At 62.3% G+C, this 16,893-nt stretch carries 15 protein-coding genes; 6 read left to right on the top strand and 9 right to left on the bottom strand.

The annotated features are described in order from the left end of the window. Nucleotides 1-133 precede the first annotated feature (133 nt). Both rep and AA098_RS00650 read left to right on the top strand, forming a co-directional pair. Nucleotides 134-2,143, top strand: coding sequence for a DNA helicase Rep (gene rep / locus AA098_RS00655; protein WP_003253537.1), 2,010 nt, complete (start codon nt 134-136; stop codon nt 2,141-2,143). A gap of 64 nt (nt 2,144-2,207) precedes the next feature. Further along, nucleotides 2,208-2,780, top strand: a complete 573-nt coding sequence (locus tag AA098_RS00650; protein WP_003253535.1) for a xanthine phosphoribosyltransferase — start codon at nt 2,208-2,210, stop codon at nt 2,778-2,780. Between the two features lie 110 nt (nt 2,781-2,890). Here AA098_RS00650 and AA098_RS00645 read toward each other — a convergent pair whose 3' ends face one another. The 6 genes from AA098_RS00645 to dadA all read right to left on the bottom strand — a co-directional run bounded on the left by AA098_RS00645 (nt 2,891) and on the right by dadA (nt 9,661). After that, on the bottom strand, nt 2,891-4,750 hold the full coding sequence (locus tag AA098_RS00645) for an acetyl-CoA hydrolase/transferase C-terminal domain-containing protein (RefSeq protein WP_064613733.1): 1,860 nt from the start codon (nt 4,748-4,750) through the stop codon (nt 2,891-2,893). Between the two features lie 78 nt (nt 4,751-4,828). Then, on the bottom strand, nt 4,829-5,671 hold the full coding sequence (locus tag AA098_RS00640) for an RHS repeat-associated core domain-containing protein (RefSeq protein WP_064613732.1): 843 nt from the start codon (nt 5,669-5,671) through the stop codon (nt 4,829-4,831). A gap of 252 nt (nt 5,672-5,923) precedes the next feature. Beyond that, nucleotides 5,924-6,328, bottom strand: coding sequence for a cytochrome c5 family protein (locus AA098_RS00635; protein ID WP_033723760.1), 405 nt, complete (start codon nt 6,326-6,328; stop codon nt 5,924-5,926). A 154-nt stretch (nt 6,329-6,482) separates the two neighbouring features. Next, complete coding sequence (locus AA098_RS00630; protein ID WP_003253526.1) at nt 6,483-7,031, bottom strand: cupin domain-containing protein; 549 nt, start codon at nt 7,029-7,031, stop codon at nt 6,483-6,485. 107 nt (nt 7,032-7,138) lie between these two features. Then, complete coding sequence (gene alr / locus AA098_RS00625) at nt 7,139-8,212, bottom strand: alanine racemase (RefSeq protein WP_060538445.1); 1,074 nt, start codon at nt 8,210-8,212, stop codon at nt 7,139-7,141. A 144-nt stretch (nt 8,213-8,356) separates the two neighbouring features. Further along, entirely contained in the window at nt 8,357-9,661 is a 1,305-nt protein-coding gene (gene dadA / locus AA098_RS00620) for a D-amino acid dehydrogenase (RefSeq protein WP_003253522.1), read from the bottom strand. A 156-nt stretch (nt 9,662-9,817) separates the two neighbouring features. Between dadA and AA098_RS00615 the strand changes: the two genes are divergently transcribed. Continuing rightward, nucleotides 9,818-10,306, top strand: coding sequence for an Lrp/AsnC ligand binding domain-containing protein (locus tag AA098_RS00615; protein ID WP_003253520.1), 489 nt, complete (start codon nt 9,818-9,820; stop codon nt 10,304-10,306). Nucleotides 10,307-10,308: 2 nt separating this feature from the next. Here AA098_RS00615 and AA098_RS00610 read toward each other — a convergent pair whose 3' ends face one another. Then, a complete protein-coding gene (locus AA098_RS00610) occupies nt 10,309-10,662 on the bottom strand; it encodes a YkgJ family cysteine cluster protein (RefSeq protein WP_003253518.1) in 354 nt (117 codons plus the stop codon). A 143-nt stretch (nt 10,663-10,805) separates the two neighbouring features. On the opposite strand from AA098_RS00610, the gene AA098_RS00605 reads away from it, so the two are divergent. Next, nucleotides 10,806-12,098, top strand: coding sequence for an FAD-binding oxidoreductase (locus AA098_RS00605; RefSeq protein ID WP_003253517.1), 1,293 nt, complete (start codon nt 10,806-10,808; stop codon nt 12,096-12,098). An 88-nt stretch (nt 12,099-12,186) separates the two neighbouring features. On the opposite strand, the gene AA098_RS00600 is transcribed toward AA098_RS00605, so the two are convergent. Next, the gene (locus AA098_RS00600; protein ID WP_003253515.1) at nt 12,187-12,417 is read right to left on the bottom strand and encodes a DUF1127 domain-containing protein; all 231 of its coding nucleotides are present in this window, start codon (nt 12,415-12,417) and stop codon (nt 12,187-12,189) included. A gap of 178 nt (nt 12,418-12,595) precedes the next feature. On the opposite strand from AA098_RS00600, the gene AA098_RS00595 reads away from it, so the two are divergent. Together AA098_RS00595 and AA098_RS00590 are read left to right on the top strand one after the other, a co-directional pair. After that, nucleotides 12,596-14,026: a PLP-dependent aminotransferase family protein gene (locus AA098_RS00595; RefSeq protein ID WP_177342661.1), complete on the top strand. Its 1,431-nt coding sequence runs from the start codon at nt 12,596-12,598 to the stop codon at nt 14,024-14,026. Between the two features lie 60 nt (nt 14,027-14,086). Beyond that, nucleotides 14,087-15,640: a phospholipase D family protein gene (locus AA098_RS00590; protein WP_019752787.1), complete on the top strand. Its 1,554-nt coding sequence runs from the start codon at nt 14,087-14,089 to the stop codon at nt 15,638-15,640. Between the two features lie 36 nt (nt 15,641-15,676). Here AA098_RS00590 and AA098_RS00585 read toward each other — a convergent pair whose 3' ends face one another. Further along, complete coding sequence (locus tag AA098_RS00585) at nt 15,677-16,816, bottom strand: MFS transporter (RefSeq protein ID WP_003253511.1); 1,140 nt, start codon at nt 16,814-16,816, stop codon at nt 15,677-15,679. Nucleotides 16,817-16,893: the final 77 nt, after the last annotated feature.

Below are 16,893 nucleotides of genomic sequence, written 5' to 3'. Positions count from 1 at the left end.
TTCAGCTACTAGCATTAGTGACACTAATAATTAGGCGGACAAAAGTCTGACTCAGACGTCAGACGGTCGCGCCACAACGGCCCCATGCCTGTTAGAATGCGCGGCTATTTTCTGGCGACCCCCGGTTTCTAGCATGTCCCGACTCAATCCCCGGCAGCAGGAAGCCCGTGACTATGTCGGCGGCCCTCTTTTGGTGCTCGCCGGTGCAGGTTCGGGCAAGACCAGCGTGATCACGCGCAAGATTGCCCACCTCATCCAGAACTGCGGCATCCGCGCCCAGTACATCGTGGCGATGACCTTCACCAACAAGGCCGCGCGCGAGATGAAGGAGCGGGTCGCCACCTTGCTGCGCCCGGGCGAAGGCCGTGGCCTGACCGTGTGTACGTTCCACAACCTGGGCCTGAACATCATCCGTAAGGAACACGAGCGCCTGGGCTACAAGCCGGGTTTCTCGATCTTCGACGAGTCCGACATCAAGGCGTTGCTGTCGGACATCATGCAGAAGGAATACTCCGGCGACGACGGCATCGACGAGATCAAGAACATGATCGGTGCCTGGAAGAACGACCTGGTCCTGCCGCCAGAAGCCCTGGAAAAGGCGCGCAACCCGCGCGAGCAGACCGCCGCCATCGTCTACACCCACTATCAGCGCACGCTCAAGGCGTTCAACGCGGTGGACTTCGACGACCTGATCCTGCAGCCGGTCAAGCTGTTCCAGGAGCACCCCGAGGTGCTGGAGCGCTGGCAGAACCGCGTGCGTTACCTGCTGGTGGACGAATACCAGGACACCAACGCCAGCCAGTACCTGCTGGTAAAAATGCTGATCGGCATGCGCAACCAGTTCACCGTGGTGGGCGACGACGACCAGTCGATCTACGCCTGGCGTGGTGCGCGCCCCGAGAACCTGATGCTGCTCAAGGAGGACTACCCCTCCCTGAAGATCGTCATGCTCGAACAGAACTACCGCTCCACCAGCCGCATCCTGCGCTGCGCCAACGTGTTGATCGCCAACAATCCGCATGCGTTCGAAAAGCAGCTGTGGAGCGAAATGGGCGTGGGCGACGAGATCCGCGTGATCCGCTGCAAGAACGAGGAAGCCGAGGCCGAACGCGTGGCCATGGAAATCCTCACCTTGCACCTGCGCACCAACCGCCCGTACAGCGACTTTGCCATCCTTTACCGCGGCAACTACCAGGCCAAGCTGATCGAACTGAAGCTGCAGCACCACCAGGTGCCGTATCGCCTGTCGGGCGGTAACAGCTTCTTCGGCCGCCAGGAGGTCAAGGACCTGATGGCCTACCTGCGCCTGCTGGTGAACCCGGACGATGACAACGCCTACCTGCGGGTAATCAACGTGCCGCGCCGCGAGATCGGCTCCACCACCCTGGAAAAGCTCGGCAACTACGCCACCGAGCGCGGCATTTCGATGTACGCCGCCAGCGAAGAGCTGGGCCTGGGCGAGCACCTGGACGCGCGCTACACCGAGCGTTTGCAGCGCTTCAAGCACTGGCTGGACGGGGTGCGCCACAAGGTTGCCCTGGAAGACCCGATTGCCGCGCTGCACGAGATGATCCGCGACATCGACTACGAAAACTGGATCCGCCAGCAGACCGCCAGCGACAAAGCTGCCGAGTTCCGCATCAGCAACGTCTGGTTCCTGGTCGAAGCGCTGAAGAACACCCTCGAGAAGGACGAAGAGGGTGACATGACCATCGAGGACGCCATCGGCAAGCTGGTGCTGCGCGACATGCTCGAGCGCCAGCAGGAAGAAGAAGAGAACGCCGAAGGTGTGCAGATGATGACCCTGCATGCCTCCAAGGGCCTGGAATTCCCCTACGTGTTCATCATGGGCATGGAAGAGGAAATCCTCCCGCACCGCTCCAGCATCGAGGCCGACACCATCGAAGAGGAACGCCGCCTGGCCTACGTGGGTATCACCCGCGCGCGCCAGACCCTGGCCTTCACCTTCGCCGCCAAGCGCAAGCAGTACGGTGAAATCATCGACTGCACGCCCAGCCGGTTCCTCGACGAACTGCCACCGGACGACCTGGCCTGGGAGGGCCTGGACGATGCGCCGGTCGAGGTGAAGGCCGCTCGCGGCAACAACGCCCTGGCCGATATCCGGGCAATGCTCAAACGCTGATCAACCATTACTCTTTAACTTTGCCGCCTCCAGCGGCAACCTTTGTTACATCGAGGAAATCACAGTGGAAGCACTGCATCAGAAGATTCGCGAAGAAGGCATCGTGCTTTCCGATCAGGTTCTCAAAGTCGACGCGTTTCTCAACCACCAGATCGATCCGGCGCTGATGCAGCTGATCGGTGACGAGTTTGCCCGCCTGTTCGCCGATGCCGGCGTGACCAAGATCGTCACCATCGAAGCCTCGGGCATTGCCCCGGCGGTGATGACCGGTCTGAAACTGGGTGTGCCGGTCATCTTCGCTCGCAAGCACCAGTCGCTGACCCTGACCGAAAACCTGCTGACCGCCTCGGTGTATTCCTTCACCAAGCAGACCGAGAACACCGTGGCCATCTCGCCGCGTCACCTCAACAGCAGCGACCGCGTGCTGGTGATCGATGACTTCCTGGCCAACGGCAAAGCCTCGCAGGCGTTGATCTCGATCATCAAGCAGGCAGGTGCCACCGTGGCGGGCCTGGGTATCGTGATCGAGAAGTCGTTCCAGGGCGGCCGTGCCGAACTGGACAGCCAGGGCTACCGCGTTGAATCGCTGGCCCGGGTGAAGTCGCTGGAAGGTGGTGTGGTCAGCTTCATCGAATAAGGCCTCACCGTCCCGGTGTAGGAGCGGGTTTACCTGCGAATGCGATGGCAGATTCAATATCGCATTCGCGGGTAAACCCGCTCCTACATGGGGCCAGTGTGCGCAAACGATTATCCTGTCGCCTGTAACCCTGCCAGCAGTAGCCGCTGATAAAGCTCCTCTTTCAACCCTTGCGGAACCTCCAGCCCCATCCGCGCCAGATGCCGCTCATACCCTTCCGGCCCCGGTGCATCCAACGCTGCCTTGCCCAGCTCCAGCACCTCGCTCAGCTTGAACTTGCTCTTCAACCAGTTCAGCGCCCGCAACAGATCCCGCTCCTCGGCCGTAAAGTCCGTGCCCATCGGATACTCCGGGAACAGCCGCGCATGCTGTGCCCTGATCGCCTCCAGGCGTTGCGGGGTATTGTCGGTAAAGCGCGCCTCCAGCTGAAAGTCGTCGGCAAGCTTGCCAGCGTCTTTGGCCTGCTTGATCAGGCCCGGCTGGAACCGCGAATCGCTCACCGCCAACAACCGCGCAATCACCTCGCTGTCAGTCTGCCCACGCAAGTCCGCAATCCCGTACTCGGTCACCACGATATCGCGCAGGTGCCGGGGAATGGTGCAGTGGCCATAGGTCCAGAACAGGTTCGAGGTCACCTCTCCGCCTGCCTCGCGCCAACTGCGCAATAGCAGGATCGAACGCCCGCCCTCCAGCGCATGGCCCTGGGCAACGAAGTTGTACTGCCCGCCCACGCCACTGAGCACGCGGCCGTCTTCAAGCTGGTCGGCCACCCCGGCGCCGAGCAGGGTCATGCCGAACGCGGTGTTGATGAAGCGCGCATCACGACGTTGTCGACGCTTGAGTGCCTCCTGCCCATAGAGCTCGTTGATGAAGCTGATACGGGTCATGGCAAACTGCGCGCGCTGCTCCAGCGGCATCTCGCGCAAGCGCTGGTAGAACGCTTGCGGGCCTAGGAAAAAGCCGCCATGCAGTATTGCGCCTTGCTCGTCCGCCGGGCGTCGTAGCAGCCCTGCTTCGGCCAGCACGAGCAGGCCGTTGACGAACATCTCGCTGCAGCCGTACAAGCCATGGGCAAAGGTGTCCAGGCCCCCTTCTCGCTCGATCAATGTCTGCCACGGTCCGACATCCAGCGCCTTGAGCACCGCACGGTAACTGGCGTTGTCGCCCTGACGTGCCAGCAATGCCGCGGCAACCGCATCGCCCATGGCACCAATGCCGATCTGCAGCGTACCGCCATCGCGTACCAGGCTGCTGACGTGCAGGCCGATGCAGTGGTCCTGGATGCCGACCGGCATGTTTGGCGTGGAAAACAGCCGACGTTGCTCGGCTTCGTCGAGCAGCAGGTCGAACGCATCGATAGGCAGCTCGGCATCGCCTGGCATATAGGGCAGTTCGGCATGCACCTGGCCCAGCATAAGGATGGTTTCGCCAGCCGCGCGGCGCTTGGCGATCATCGGCAGCAGGTCGAGGGTGATGTCTGGGTTGCAGGCCAGGCTCAGGTGCACGGGCTTTTCAGGGGTGGCGGCCACCAACTGGGCGATCAGGTTCAGGCCTTTGGCGTTGATATCCCGTGCGGCATGGCTGTAGTTGCTGCTGACGTAGTCCTGCTGCGCCGATTCGCTGTGCAGCAGGCTGCCGGGCTGCATGAAGAACTGTTCGACCCGAATATTGGGTGGCAACGTGTCGTTGCGCAGGTCTGCAAGGTAACTGAGCTCTTCGTAGTCAGCGAAGACACGCTCGACGAAGGGTTCGAGAAAGCGCCGCTGCAGGCCATCGCCCAGTGGCGGGCGGCCGAGGGAAAGTGCGGTATAGATGGTCAGGCGCCGTTCGGGCAGCTCGCGTACGCGGGCGTAAAGCGCGTTGACGAAGGCATTGGGTTTGCCCAGGCCCAAAGGCAGCCCCATGTGGATATGGGCTGGCAGCCGGGACAAGACCTGCTCGACAGCCTGGTCGATGGCGCAGAGGTGCATCAGAGCCTCCTGAAACATCCGTGGGTTCAGGGGTTGGACATGAGCTCAAGCGGGTTGGTTGCCTAGGGCAAACGCTGGTCAACCCCACCTTACTTTAAGCGTCTTACTAATTAAAAATGGAAATACCACTTCTTCGCTCACATGAACCTTGTGATATGCGCTCTTATCGATCGCTATCGCATTTTTATGAACATACCAATAGTCCTTACCGCGGACCCAGGATTCAGACTCATGGACGTAAAACCCTACTATAGATCCGTCCTGGCCTGTGTAGTTGCTGGCCGCATCAATATTCGTTGTGCCATAAACGTGCGCGCCGTAGGATCCATTCTTTGCATAGCCAGGATCGAGCCCGCTCAACAATGATTGAACATGCTTTTTCTGAGTGCCATGCACCATCCTCAATACATAGCCATCCGGCACACTTTTCAGCGATTTGACCACTTTGATCTTTGTATCGGAAGGTATATCACTGTAGGTCTTGGTAATTACTTCGGTTTCAACAACAATCGCCCGGTGCAACGTACCAGACGTCGTAGGCTTTTTCTTTGGAAAAAAATACCTGAACAATCGCGAGATAGGTTTGAATAAAGAGAAATAACCACTCGGATCTTCCCGGTTTACCGGATCCCCTAGACAGTAGGCATATGAGTTCAGACCACCCGCTGCGAACGGGCTCATGCTGTCGGGGCTAATGAAGCGCATCAATGATGGGTTGAATGCTCGACGACCGTTACCCAGTAGATAACAGCCGGTAACAGGGTCCTGTCGGCCACCATTAAAGCCGAGCACGGCCTGGAAAATCGAGAGATAGCCATAAGACGAATAGGCCAGATGCCGAAGGGCGCTGCCGGGGATCAGCTTTTGCGGCTGTGTTCGACCGGCTGCATGTTGCTCGGGACAGTTATCGCCCAGATCCATTGTTAGCCACCACTGCAATCAGAAGCGTCAGTGTTCTTCAGAACCCTGAAAAATAGAACTGGTAAAAATGCTAGTTCTCATGGAATCAGGCTCAGCCCGATCGGGGCTTCTGGAGACATCCATGGACATGGCTCTAGCGGGTTGGTTGCCTGTGCTGGCCCTTTCGCGGGCAAGCCCGCGAAAGGGCCAGCGCAGGCATCACAAAAACAAAGCCCGCCATCAACGGCGGGCCTCATGCAATTCAGCTGTAAATCACAACCCGGACATTTTCTTGATCGCCCCTTTCAGGTCTTCATCCGAGCAGTCTGCACAGGTGCCCTTTGGCGGCATGGCGTTGATGCCTGTAATGGCCTTGGCCAGGATGCCATCCAGGCCGCCCTGGTGGTCGGCGCGTTCTTTCCACGCGGCGGTGTCACCAATTTTAGGCGCGCCGAGCAAGCCGCTGCCATGGCAGGCATTGCAGTGCTTGGCGATGATTTCATCCGGCGTCTTGGCTCCCCCGCCACCCGCTGCAGCGGCCACTTCCATGCCTTTGCACTCCTGGCCCTGGACGCACACCTGGCCAACCGGCTCCAGCCGCTTGGCAATGTCGTCATTGGTCGCAGCGGTTGCGCTCATTGCCCAGAGGGCGAATACGGCTGCTGGTACGGCCAGCATCTTCTTGATTTGATTCACGCGAACACCCTCATGGTGGCTAATCACGCTCGCGGCCACGGATCGGCGAGCGTTGAAAAGTATAGCGGGAACCCAGAGGCCGTGAAACGACCCCACACAGGAAAGGGGTATTGCCGAATCAATGCACTGCGCTGGATCAAAAGTTTGAAGGCGTCGCAGCACTGATCAGCCGCGCCGGCTGGTCGAATGGGTTGCGGAAGCGGTGCGGGCGGGTGCTTTCGAAGTAGTAGCTGTCGCCTTCTTCGAGAACGAAAATCTCGTTGCCGACCACCAGTTCCAGGCGGCCTTCAAGCAGGATACCGGTCTCCTCGCCGTCGTGGGTCAGCATCTCGGCACCGGTGTCCGCACCTGGCGGGTACACCTCGGTCAGAAAAGCGATGGCACGGTTGGGGTGCGACTTGCCCACCAGCTTCATGGTCACCGCACCGTCCGAGATATCGATCAGCTCGTGGGCCTTGTAGACGATCTGAGTGGGGCTTTGCGGCTCCAGCTCGACCGAAAAGAATTCGACCATGGACATGGGAATGCCGCTCAGCACTTTGCGCAGCGAGCTGATAGAGGGGCTTACGCTGTTCTTCTCGATCATCGAGATGGTGCTGTTGGTCACGCCAGCACGCTTGGCGAGTTCGCGCTGCGACAGGCCCTTGAGCTTGCGGATGGCTTGCAGTCGTTCGCCGACGTCCAAAGCTGGAGCCTCCTGAAACGGTGAAAGGGGGGTGGATGTGAACGATATCATGGCAATGCCGTTCAGTATTTACAACACACCGCCCCCAACCTGTCCGCTTCAGCGTCTCATTCGCCGACGTAGTCCCGTGGTACTCGCTTCAGGTTGCAGAAGATCTGGTACGGAATGGTGCCCGCCTGCGCGGCCACTTCACTGGCCAGCACCTGCTTGCCCCAGAGTTCGACCGGGCTGCCGACAGTGGCTTGCGGTACGTCGGTGAGGTCGATGCTGAGCATGTCCATCGACACCCGGCCGATCAGGTGGGTACGCTTGCCGGCGACCAGCACTGGGGTGCCGTTGGGCGCCTGGCGCGGGTAGCCATCGGCATAGCCCATGGCGACCACACCCACGCGGGTCGGCCGAGGGCTGACGAACTTGGCACCATAGCCCACCGGCTCGCCGGCAGGCAGCTCGCGCACGCTGATCACCCGCGATTGCAGGGTCATCACCGGTTGCAGGCGTGCGGCCTCGGCCTGCGCCACTTCGAACGGCGTGGCGCCGTACAGCATCAGGCCTGGGCGTACCCAGTCGCTGGGCGCTTGCGGCCAGCCCAGCACGCTGGGTGAGTTACGCAGGCTGCATTCGGCGGCCAGGCCCTGTCGGGCAGCTTCGAACACGGCAATTTGCTGGGCGGTAGCGTCAGCGTCCAGTTCGTCGGCGCGAGCGAAGTGGCTCATCAACACGATGCGCGAAACCTTGCCACTGGCCAGCAGTCGCTGGTAGGCATCGTGGTAGTCCTTGGGGTGCAGGCCAACGCGGTGCATGCCACTGTCCAGCTTCAGCCAGACGGTGAGCGGTTTGTGCAGCGGGGTTTTCTCGATGGCTTCCAGCTGCCACAGCGAGTGCACCACGCACCACAGGTCGTGCTCGGCGATCAGTGCCAGTTCGCTGGCTTCGAAAAAACCTTCCAGCAGCAGCACCGGGGCATTGATACCGGCGGCGCGCAGTTCCAGTGCCTCCTCGATGCAGGCCACCGCAAAGCCGTCGGCCTCGGCCTCCAAGGCCAGGGCGCAGCGCACGGCGCCGTGGCCATAGGCGTCGGCCTTGATCACGGCGAGGGCTTTGGCACCGGTCAGTTCACGGGCCAGACGGTAGTTGTGGCGCAGGGCCTGGAGGTCGATCAGGGCGCGGGCGGGACGCATGGCGGCTGCCTTATGGTGGTTCGGGTTGAAATCGGTGGTGGATTCTTCGCGGGCTTGCCCGCTCCCACAGGTCGTGCACAGCTTTCAAAAGCGGTGGTGTTCCTGCGGGAGCGGGCAAGCCCGCCAATGGGCCGGCACAGGCTATTACTGCTGGTGAGCCGGCGCGCTTTGCCCGTGCTTGGCCACTTCCCGGCTGTTGCCATACCGGGAGATATCCAGGCCTTCGGCACTGATCTGCGGCTTCTTGCGCGCAATCAGGTCGGCCAGCAAGCGACCGGAACCGCACGCCATGGTCCAGCCCAAGGTACCGTGACCGGTGTTCAGGAACAGGTTGCGGAACGCCGTGGCGCCCACGATCGGCGTGCCGTCCGGGGTCGCCGGGCGCAAGCCGGTCCAGAAGCTGGCCTGGCTCAAGTCACCGCCGCGAGGATAAAGGTCGTTGACGATCATCTCCAGTGTTTCGCGCCGGCGCGGGTTCAGCGACAGGTCAAAGCCGGCGATTTCAGCCATCCCGCCAACGCGGATGCGGTTATCGAAACGGGTGATCGCAACCTTGTAGGTCTCGTCGAGAATGGTCGAGGTCGGAGCCATGTCGGCGTTGGTGATCGGCACGGTCAGCGAATAACCTTTCAGCGGGTACACCGGAGCCTTGATGCCCAACGGCTTGAGCATCTGAGGCGAGTAGCTGCCCAGCGCCAGCACGTAGCGGTCTGCCGTCTCCAGCTTGCCGTCGATCCACACGCCATTGATGCGGTCACCGGCGAAGTCCAGGCGCTGGATGTCCTGGCCGAAGCGGAACTCCACGCCCAGCTTCAACGCCATGTCGGCGAGCTTGGTGGTAAACAGCTGGCAGTCGCCAGTCTGGTCGTTCGGCAGGCGCAGGGCGCCGGCCAGGATATCTTTCACGCCGGCCAGGGCGGGTTCGACGCGGGCAATGCCGTCGCGGTCGAGCAACTCGTAGGGCACACCGGACTGTTCGAGTACGGCAATGTCCTTGGCCGCAGCATCGACCTGGGCCTGGGTGCGGAACAGCTGGGTGGTACCCAGGCTGCGGTTTTCGTAGTTGATGCCGGTTTCGGCGCGCAGCTCGTCGAGGCAGTCACGGCTGTACTCGGACAGGCGCACCATGCGCTCCTTGTTCACCGCGTAGCGGCTGGCGGTGCAGTTGCGCAGCATCTGTGCCATCCACAGGTACTGGTCGACATCGCCCGTGAGCTTGATGGCCAGGGGAGCGTGACGCTCCAGCAGCCATTTGATGGCTTTGAGCGGTACACCAGGGGCAGCCCAGGGCGAGGCATAGCCGGGCGAGATCTGGCCGGCGTTGGCAAAGCTGGTTTCCATGGCCACCGCTGGCTGGCGGTCGACCACCGTCACTTCGAAACCTTGCCGGGCCAGGTAGTAGGCACTGGCGGTTCCGATTACACCGCTACCAAGTACCAGAACTCGCATCGTTTTATCCCTCACACGCGGCGCGCCGCACACTTTTATTGAAATGGCATGAATGGGCGCAGTATAGGAATTTGAGACCAGTGCAATTCACTATATAAAAGCCTATTATTGGCGAGAATTCTCGGCAAAATCGCCTTTCACGGAGGGGCATCCCCTATGAGAACCCAGCACCAGACCAAGCGTGAACTGGACAAGATCGACCGCAACATCCTGCGTATCCTGCAGAATGACGGGCGTATTTCCTTCACCGAACTGGGCGAGAAAGTTGGGCTGTCCACCACCCCTTGCACCGAGCGGGTTCGCCGCCTGGAGCGCGAGGGCATCATCATGGGCTACAACGCCCGCCTGAACCCGCAGCACCTCAAGGGCAGCCTGCTGGTGTTCGTGGAAATCAGCCTGGACTACAAGTCGGGCGATACCTTCGAGGAGTTCCGCCGCGCGGTTTTGAAGCTGCCCCACGTGCTGGAATGCCACCTGGTGTCGGGCGACTTCGACTACCTGGTGAAAGCGCGTATTTCGGAAATGGCCTCGTACCGCAAGCTGCTCGGCGACATCCTGCTGAAACTGCCGCACGTGCGCGAATCGAAGAGCTACATCGTGATGGAAGAGGTGAAGGAGAGCCTCTGCCTGCCGATCCCGGACTGAGGCTAGACCAGCACCTGGCGGGTGGTGGCAATGAACTGGTGGACCAACTGTTCAGCGGCGGGGTCGATCATCGGTTCAGGGCCACGACCACGCGGGCAGGCCATGCGCGGGGTGGTACCGAACAGCCGGCAGATCATCGGCCGCTCTTCATACACCGTGCAGCCGTTGGGGCCCAGGTGCACGCAGTCCAGACGCTCCAGAGCAGCGTCCTGCTCGGCCTGGGACTTGCGCGGCAGGCGGGCCATTTCCTCCGCCGAGGTGGTGACCGGGCCGCAGCAGTCGTGGCAGCCGGGCTCGCACTCGAAAGAGGGGATGAGTTCGCGCAGGAAGTGGATCTTGTGGCGGTTGCAGGACATGACGGGATACAAGCTGACAAAGTGATTGGATTATAGGCTTATTCGCGGGTTCACCCGCGAACGAGTATGAAGCCCTCGCTGGTTGCCCGGCCGCGATGGCACAGCTTATCCTCGTCCCCCCTCCATTTTTCAGGGCCGCCCCAATGATCCACAGCGCGCAGCACGCCGCCTCCTATTACGCCGCCAGCAGCGCGCCACACCCCGACCACGCCTTCCTGCAAGGCGAACACAACGCCGACGTGTGCATCATCGGCGGCGGCTACTCGGGCCTGAACACCGCCATTGAGCTGGCAGAGCGTGGTTTCTCGGTCATCCTGCTGGAAGCGCGCAAACTTGGCTGGGGCGCCAGTGGGCGCAATGGCGGGCAACTGATCCGAGGGGTCGGTCATGGTCTGGAGCAGTTCCTCCCGGTCATCGGAGAAGAAGGCGTGCGCACCATGAAACTGATGGGCCTGGAGGCCGTACAGATCGTGCGCGAGCGGGTAGAAAAGCATGCCATCGCCTGCGACCTGGCCTGGGGCTACTGCGACCTGGCCAACAAACCCGCCGAGCTGCTGGGCTTTGCCCAAGACGCCGAGGAACTGCGCAGCCTGGGCTATGCACATGAGCTGCGGCTGGTCGGCAAGGACGATATCCACAGCGTGGTCGGTGCCGATTGCTACGTGGGCGGGTTGGTCGACATGGGCTCCGGGCATCTGCATCCGCTCAATCTGGCACTGGGTGAAGCCGCCGCAGCCGCCCGCCTGGGCGTGAAGTTGTTCGAGCAATCCGAAGTCACCCGCATCGACTACGGCACTGAAGTGCAGGTGCATACTGCCCAAGGCCGGGTACGCGCCAAGACCCTGGTACTGTGCTGCAACGCCTACCACAACGACCTCAATCGCGAGCTGGGCGGCAAGGTGCTGCCGGCCGGCAGCTACATCATCGCCACCGAGCCGCTGGGCGAAGAACGCGCACGCACATTGCTGCCGCAGAATATGGCGGTGTGTGACCAGCGCGTGGCGCTGGACTACTACCGCCTGTCCGCAGACCACCGCCTGCTGTTTGGCGGTGCCTGCCACTATTCAGGCCGCGACCCGAAGGACATCGCCGCCTATATGCGGCCGAAGATGCTCAAGGTGTTCCCGCAGCTTGCCGACGTGCGCATCGACTACCAGTGGGGCGGCATGATCGGCATTGGTGCCAATCGCCTGCCGCAGGTTGGCCGCCTGGCCAGCCAGCCGAACGTGTATTACGCCCAGGCCTACTCGGGCCATGGGCTCAACGCCACCCACCTGGCCGCGCGCCTGCTGGGTGAAGCCATCAGTGGCCAGGAAAGCGGGCGCTTCGACCTTTTCAACAAAGTGCCGCACATCACCTTCCCTGGCGGCAAGCACCTGCGCTCGCCACTGCTGGCGCTGGGGATGCTGTGGCATCGCCTCAAAGAGCTGACTTGAGTGCTGTGCGGCCCCTGAACTGCGCCCTGACGTTGGATAAAAATCCAACCTCAGGGCGTTTCACATGAGCAAAACCAGGTTAACCGTGTCAGTCCTTCCAGAAGGGTTTCCGCCCTTCTATCCGGGCCTGCTCCCAGCTCAGCCCGACATCGCGCAACTCGTCATCGGTCAGCTGCAGCAACGCCCTGCGGGTATGCCAGCGATGCAGCATCAGCCCCCAACGCCCCAAACCCTCTGGCGCGTTGAACACCTTGGCCTGCTGCCCGGCTTCCAGTTCCTTGGCCAACAGTTGCAAGCGCACATCGCTCATGCCACCCATCACCGCATCCTCCCGTTCAGTGGTTACCGTGGAGAAAGCATGCGCGTCGGCACCCTCGACAATACAGATCCAATACAGCCTTATTATTCCCATACAGAATTGGCCGCTGGCCGACTGAATGCTGTATTTTCGGGCCAACTGTACCGGTCGCTATGCCAATGCAGCGCAGGAGTATGCCGTGACCCTCTACCTGAATCTCGCCGAAATACTCGGCGCCCGCATCGAGCAGGGGCTCTATCGCCCCGGCCAGCGCCTGCCGTCCGTGCGCGCACTGAGTGAGGAGCACGGGGTCAGCCTGAGCACCGTGCAGCAGGCCTATCGCATACTCGAAGACAGCGGTATGGTCTCGCCGCGGCCCAAGTCCGGCTACTTCGTCAGCGACCAACGGCAGTTGCCGGCACTGCCCGCAGTTAGCCGCCCGGCCCAGCGCCCGGTGGACATCTCGCAGTGGGAACACGTGCTGGAGCTGGTGCGCAGTACGCCGCGCCAGGATGTGGTGCAACTCGGCCGCGGCATGCCCGACATCGACAGCCCTACCCTGAAGCCGCTGCTGCGCAGCCTTGCCCAGTTGAGCCGGCGCCAGGACATGCCTGGCCTGTACTACGACAACATCCACGGTAACCTGGCCCTGCGCGAACAGGTGGCCCGGCTGATGCTCGACTCCGGCTGCCGCCTGGGGCCGGCCGACCTGGTGATCACCACCGGCTGCCATGAGGCGCTGTCATGCAGCATCCGCGCGGTCTGCGAGCCAGGCGACATCGTCGCGGTCGACTCGCCCAGCTTCCACGGCGCCATGCAAACCCTCAAAGGCTTGGGCATGAAAGCGCTGGAAATCCCCACGGACCCGGTCACCGGCATCAGCCTGGAGGCGCTGGAACTGGCCCTGGAGCAGTGGCCGATCAAGCTCATCCAGATCACCCCCAACTGCAACAACCCGCTGGGCTACATCATGCCCGAGGCACGCAAGAAGGCCCTGTTGAGCCTCGCCCAACGCTATGACGTGGCAATTCTGGAAGACGATGTGTACGGCGACCTGGCCTATACCTACCCACGCCCACACACCCTGAAGTCGTTCGACGACGATGGCCGCGTGCTGCTCTGCAGTTCGTTTTCCAAAACCCTCGCGCCCGGCCTGCGGATCGGCTGGGTGGCGCCCGGGCGCTACCTGGAGCGCGTGCTGCACATGAAGTACATCAGCACCGGCAGCACCGCCAGCCAGCCTCAGCTGGCCATCGCTGACTTCATCGCCGGCGGCCACTACCAGCCCCATGTGCGGCGCATGCGCAGCCAGTACCAGCGTGGCCGCGACCTGATGGGCGACTGGGTGACCCGCTACTTCCCGGCGGGCACCCGGGTGAGCCGGCCCCAGGGCGGCTTCATGCTGTGGGTGGAATTACCCGAACATCTCGATACGCTTCGGCTGAACCGCGCTTTACTGGAGCAGGGCGTGCAGGTTGCCGTGGGCAGCATTTTTTCGGCCTCGGGCAAGTTCCGCCACTGCCTGCGCATAAATTTCGCCGCCAGGCCAACGCCGCAAATCGAAGCCTCCGTGCGTAAGGTAGGTGAAACCGCCCTTCGTCTACTGGATGACGAAAGCGCCGACGCGTAACTTTGCGCCGCCCGTCACGGTCAAACCCCTAAAGCCCCTGCTGCACAGGACGGTCCACCCTTGAGACTCCAGCGAGCCTTGCCTCTGCTGCTGGTGTTGTTGCTCGGCCTTGCCGGTTGCACAAGCATCAGCGCGCCCCGCGAAACCAGTCAGGCGTTGCCTGCCCACGACTCGGCCTTTGGCCGCTCGGTGCTGCGCCAAGCCGCGCCCTATGGCGGCCGCTCGGGCTTTCGCCTGCTGCCCAACAGCAACGAGGCATTTCGCGCCCGCGCCGAACTGATACGCAACGCCCAGGCGAGCATCGACCTGCAGTACTACATCGTCCACGACGGCCTCAGTACCCGCGCCCTTGTGCATGAACTGCTGCGCGCTGCCGACCGTGGCGTGCGCGTGCGCATCCTGCTCGACGACACCACCAGCGACGGCCTGGACACCGTCATGGGCACCCTTAATGCCCACCCGAACATCCAGATTCGAGTGTTCAACCCACTGCATCTGGGGCGCAGTACCGGCGTTACGCGCGCCGTGGGCCGGCTGTTCAACTTGTCGCGCCAGCACCGGCGCATGCACAACAAGCTGTTCCTGGTGGACAACAGCATGGCCATCGTCGGCGGGCGCAACCTGGGCGACGAGTATTTCGATGCCGAGCCCAACCTCAACTTCACCGACATCGACCTGCTGGGCGTGGGCCCGGTAGCCGAGCAGTTGGGGCACAGCTTCGACCAGTACTGGAACAGCGCCCTCAGCCGGCCGATCACCGACTTCCTCTGGCATGACCCGGATGCCAACGACCTGCGGGCCAGCCGCCAGCGCCTGGAAGTGTCGCTGGCTAAAGCCAGGACCCAGCGCAAGGCCCTGTACGACCGCTTGATGGCCTACCAGTCGCAGCCGCGCCTGGATGTGTGGCGCAACGAGCTGATCTGGGCTCACGCCCAGGCGCTATGGGATGCGCCCAGCAAGGTGTTGGCCGAAGACGAACCGGACCCGCAATTACTGCTGAGCCAGCAACTGGCACCGGACCTGGCTAACGTGCACCGCGAGTTGGTCCTGGCATCGGCCTACTTTGTACCGGGCGAACCGGGGCTGCTGTACCTGACCGGCCGCGCCGACGCTGGCGTTTCGGTGAAGCTGCTGACCAACTCGCTGGAAGCCACCGACGTGCCGGCAGTGCATGGAGGCTATGCCCCCTATCGTCGTGCCTTGCTTGAGCACGGGGTGCAGCTTTACGAGCTTCGCCGCCAGCCAGGCGACCCCAGCGCGGGGCGACTGAGTTTCCGTGGCAGCTCGGATTCGAGCCTGCACACCAAGGCGATCGTGTTCGACCGGCGCAAGACCTTCATCGGCTCGTTCAACTTCGACCCGCGCTCAGTATTGTGGAACACCGAGGTTGGGGTACTGGTGGACAGCCCGGAGCTGGCCGAATACACCCGCGAGCTGGCCCAGCAGGGTATGGCGCCTGCGCTGAGCTATCAGGTGAAACTGATAGGTAACAAGCTGGTGTGGGCGACCGAGGACAATGGCCAACGGCACGTGCTGACGTCTGAGCCGGGTGGGGTCTGGCGGCGGCTCAATGCCTGGATCAGCAAGGCGGTTGGCTTGGAGAAGATGCTGTAGCTGCGATTCCGGGGGCCTTGCGGCCCCCAACAATCATCAGGCAGAAACCGGCTCAAAGGCTCCGCGCCGCCGGGTCAATACCACCAACCCCGCAGCCCCGGCCGCCATCAGGAACAGCAACGCATGCCCGCTGATCCACTGGCTCCCCGCCCCCGCCAACAACGGCCCGAGCAAACAGCCAATACCCCACAGCTGAGCCACGTGGGCATTGGCCCGTACCAACTCATCATCGCGGTAGCGCTCACCGATCAGCACCAGCGACAAGGTGAACAGGCCGCCGGCACTGGCGCCGAACAACACCCACAATGGCCAGATAACCGGTGTGTGCAACAGCAGCGGGATCGCCAGGCTGGACACCAGCAGGGTCACCGCACAGCCAGTAAACAAGGTACGTCGCGACATATGGTCGGCCAGCGCGCCGATGGGCAACTGCAGCACCGCATCACCCACCACCACGGTACTCACCATGAACAAGGCGATTTCGGTACTGAAGCCCTGCTGCAGGCAATACACCGGCAGCAACGTGAGGATCATCGCCTCGAACGAGGCGAACAGGGCAATGGCCCAGGCAATTACCGGCAAGCGTCGGCAGAAAGCGAACAGGTCGCCAAAGGTGACACTGCAGGCTTCCGTGCTCGGCGCCCCACCACGCCCCAGCAGAACCAGCGGCGCGGCCAGCAGCAGGCCGGTCGCCGCCCAGAAGCCAAAGTCGTCATCAGAGCCAAGGAAACCCAGCACCAACGGCCCGGCCAACTGGCTCAAGGCGTAGCTGCTGCCATACAGCGCCACCAACCGGCCACGCCACTGTTCGACCACCAGTTGGTTGATCCAGCTTTCGCCGAGGATGAACACCACGGTCAGGGACATGCCGATCATCAGCCGCAGCAGCAGCCATAACGGGTAACTAGGCAGCAACGCGAGCAGGCCAATCGACAGCGCCCCGCCCCACAGGCACAGGCGCATCGCCGACGGTACGCCAACCCACCCTGCCAGGCGGCTGGCCAGGCTGGCGCCGGCCAGTACGCCCAACGCCGGCATTGCCGCCATCACGCCGATGGCGAAGCTGCCGTAGCCCCAGGCCTCCAGGCGCAGGGACACCAGCGGCATGCTCACGCCGAGCGCCAGCCCGACACTGAGCACCGATGCCAGTACGGCGAAGTAGGTACCCCAACGCATTACAGCCTCCCAGCCAATATTTCCAGGGGCCCATTTGCGGGCAAGCCCGCTCCTGCAACGGTCACTAAGACCTGCAG

Source organism: Pseudomonas sp. JY-Q (assembly GCF_001655295.1).
GTDB lineage: Bacteria > Pseudomonadota > Gammaproteobacteria > Pseudomonadales > Pseudomonadaceae > Aquipseudomonas > Aquipseudomonas alloputida.
Note: the sequence above shows the minus strand (reverse complement) of the source record. Positions and strands in the feature narration are given on the sequence as shown.

Bases quoted from the DNA above. Each gene is read 5' to 3' on its own strand.
- rep (WP_003253537.1), top strand. From the start codon at position 134: ATGTCCCGACTCAATCCCCGGCAGCAGGAAGCCCGTGACTATGTCGGC.
- AA098_RS00645 (WP_064613733.1), bottom strand. From the start codon at position 4,750: ATGCACCTCTGCGCCATCGACCAGGCTGTCGAGCAGGTCTTGTCCCGG.
- AA098_RS00640 (WP_064613732.1), bottom strand. From the start codon at position 5,671: ATGGATCTGGGCGATAACTGTCCCGAGCAACATGCAGCCGGTCGAACA.
- AA098_RS00635 (WP_033723760.1), bottom strand. From the start codon at position 6,328: ATGCTGGCCGTACCAGCAGCCGTATTCGCCCTCTGGGCAATGAGCGCA.
- alr (WP_060538445.1), bottom strand. From the start codon at position 8,212: ATGCGTCCCGCCCGCGCCCTGATCGACCTCCAGGCCCTGCGCCACAAC.
- dadA (WP_003253522.1), bottom strand. From the start codon at position 9,661: ATGCGAGTTCTGGTACTTGGTAGCGGTGTAATCGGAACCGCCAGTGCC.
- AA098_RS00615 (WP_003253520.1), top strand. From the start codon at position 9,818: ATGAGAACCCAGCACCAGACCAAGCGTGAACTGGACAAGATCGACCGC.
- AA098_RS00610 (WP_003253518.1), bottom strand. From the start codon at position 10,662: ATGTCCTGCAACCGCCACAAGATCCACTTCCTGCGCGAACTCATCCCC.
- AA098_RS00605 (WP_003253517.1), top strand. From the start codon at position 10,806: ATGATCCACAGCGCGCAGCACGCCGCCTCCTATTACGCCGCCAGCAGC.
- AA098_RS00600 (WP_003253515.1), bottom strand. From the start codon at position 12,417: ATGGGTGGCATGAGCGATGTGCGCTTGCAACTGTTGGCCAAGGAACTG.
- AA098_RS00585 (WP_003253511.1), bottom strand. From the start codon at position 16,816: ATGCGTTGGGGTACCTACTTCGCCGTACTGGCATCGGTGCTCAGTGTC.